General features: G+C 68.5%; 1 protein-coding gene. It reads left to right on the top strand.

All coding sequences use genetic code 11. The features are described from left to right. Positions 1–2639 (top strand): HEAT repeat domain-containing protein (locus tag Q0288_RS14120; RefSeq protein ID WP_299431627.1); only part of this gene is annotated, 2639 nt, incomplete at both ends.

Below are 2639 nucleotides of genomic sequence, written 5' to 3'. Positions count from 1 at the left end.
CTGGGGGGATCGGCTGCCGGTCTGGGTTCCCTTCCCGCTGTGGACCCGTCTGTTGAGCGACACCCAGCAGCACGCGACCAGCCTTGGAGATTTGCTCAGACACCACCTGCACAGCAACCAACAGGCGCACCTCTGGCCGCTGGTCGCGTCCGCCCTTGACGACGACCGCCTGCTGCTGCTGGTGGACGGCCTCGACGAGTACGAAAGCGTCCCCGCCGGGAACCTGGCCTTGCAGCGCCTCGGCGTCCTGCTCGAGCAGGGCCGGGCCAGGGCCGTCTTGGTGAGCCGCCCCGCCGGGTACTCCCGGCTGCAAGTCAGCAGCAACTGGCGCAGTTGCACGCTGGCCCCCCTCAGCACGGCCCAGCAACGCGAACTGGCCTCGCGTTGGCTGACGCACCTCTGGAGCGGCCAGGGGGTGGCGGAGGAAGCCCTGGAGGCCAAGGTTCGCCGGTTCAGCGGCGCGTTGGTGGGGGAGATCGGGGAGGTCGGGCAACTTCGGGAAATGGCGGGCGTACCCCTGCTGTTCTCCCTTATCCTGTGGGTACGGCTCACCCACGGCACCGTCCCCACCAGCCGCTTCAAGGTCTACGCGCAGTTCATTACGCACCTCATCCAGAAACACCCGAACCTGCGCCGCGCAGCCGCCGAGGCCAACCCCCAACCCCCACCCTTCGACCTCGAGCAACTGACCGCCGCCTTCGAGGCACTGGCCTACGAGATGCAAGCCGCCGGGGGCTCGGGACTCATCGAGCGCACCGAAGCCAGGGGCCGTCTGGTGCGCCTGATGACCGACCCCGACGGGCTGTTCGGCCTCACGACCCCCGAGGCGATACGAAAAAGTAGCGAGTTGCTGGAGGTCGGCGAGGCCTCGCTGGGGCTTCTGGCCAACCGCTCCCAGACCGAACTGGGGTTCCTGCACCGCGCCTTTCAGGAGTACCTTTGCGCCGCCTTCGTCTCGAGGTTGCCCTTCGACGAGCAGCTAGGCATGGTGCGGGCGCGGTGCGGCGACCCGCAGTGGCGCGAGGTCTTGCTGAGCCTCCTCCACCGATCCGAGCGGGCCGATGAGCCAACCCGGCTGGTCACGGCCCTCAGGGAGGAAGGCCGAAAGGATCACCAACGCATCGCCGTCCAAACCATACTGGCCGAGGCGGCCTTCGGCGACTTCAGGCTGCCCGCCGCCACGGCAAAACAGTTGGCGGCGGAGGCCTTGGAGGCGGTGGAAGCCGACCTGCCCCGAGCCCACCGGGAGCACCTCTTGAGGATCGTGCTGGGCGGTCGCCAGTCGAGCCGGGTGGGGGGGCTGGTGCGTCAGCGGTTGGCGGGCTGGTTTCCGCAACGCTGGGGGGACGACTTCTACCTGTTCAACGCGATGGGTAACTGGCCGCCGGAGCCGGAAACTGTGGAGGCACTGATGCGCGGGCTGTGTGCCGAGGAGTTCGAGGCGCAGTTGGGGGCGGCCACGTCCCTGGCCCGCCTGATGCCCGGCGACCCGCAGACCCAGCGCCGCCTGGTTCGGCTGGCCCAGACCGCCCCCCGCCCGGAGGTCAGGGCAGCGGCCCTCGAGGCGCTGATGCAGGGCTGGCCCTCCTGCGCGGAGTTGTCAGATTTGGCCCTCCGGTTTATCGCCTCACCCAGCCAGGTCATGCAGCTCTACGGAATCAAGCACCGCGTCCGAACGGGCACCCACGACCAGAGCCTGCTGAACCTACTGCTGCGCCTGGCCTCGCGCCACCGGGGGCTGGGCTACGGACACCGAACCGCGATGACGGCGCTGCTGGTGGAGGGCTGGCCGGGCCACCCAGGCTTGAAGGAGGCGGCGCTGCGCGGTTGCGGGCCATACACCCACCAAGACTCGAACCCGGATTTCCCGGTGATGGAAGAAGAGGTTGCCTACGGGGTCTTGATCGCGGGGTTCAAGGGCGACCCCGACGCAGCAGCCGCACTCGTCCTGGAGTTACAGTCCGACCATCCCTTCAGTGGCACGGAGCGCTGGAACCTCTGGGAAGACCTGCAAAAGCACTGGCGCGGCAGCCCCGCCCTGGCGGCGGCGCTCGAGCAACTTCTGCGGGCCAGCGGCGACCAGAAAGAACTCCGCGACCTCGAGCGGGCGCTGGCCGCCCGGTTCGTGGGGACGGACGCGGCCAAGCGACTGCTGCTGTCCGACCTCGAGGCCGCCGACGGTTTCGACAACCCGACCCTGCGAGCCCTCCAGGAGGGCTGGGGGATCACCGACCCCGAGGTGAAGAAGACGCTGGGCTCACTCGTAGAGCAGGGTAAGGACGAGGGGATTGCCCACCTCCTTCCCGACATCATGGACGACCCCATCAAGGTTCGCGCCCGGCTCCTGGAGTTGCTGGCCGGGGACGAGCGGGCTTTCTACCGGGCCATGATCGGCCTCGAGAAGCTGGGCGCTATCGCCGACGACGCGGAGGCCTACGCGCTGATCAAGGCGCGGATACTGAGTAAGAAAGACTCGTGGGACGACCGGTACTTCCACTTCGCCGGGTGGTTCGCCGCGAACGACGAGGTCTACCCGATCTGCCTCGACCTCCTGGAGAGCGGCCTGCTGTACCCCGGTTCGTTTGCCCGTGCCTTCGGCCACAAGCCCGAGGCCCGCGAGCTGGTGCGCCGACACGCCA

Origin of the sequence: uncultured Meiothermus sp. (genome assembly GCF_937863175.1) — a bacterium.
Taxonomy (GTDB): domain Bacteria; phylum Deinococcota; class Deinococci; order Deinococcales; family Thermaceae; genus Meiothermus.
The sequence above is the reverse complement of the archived record's forward strand: the minus strand, read 5'-3'. Positions and strand labels throughout refer to the sequence as shown.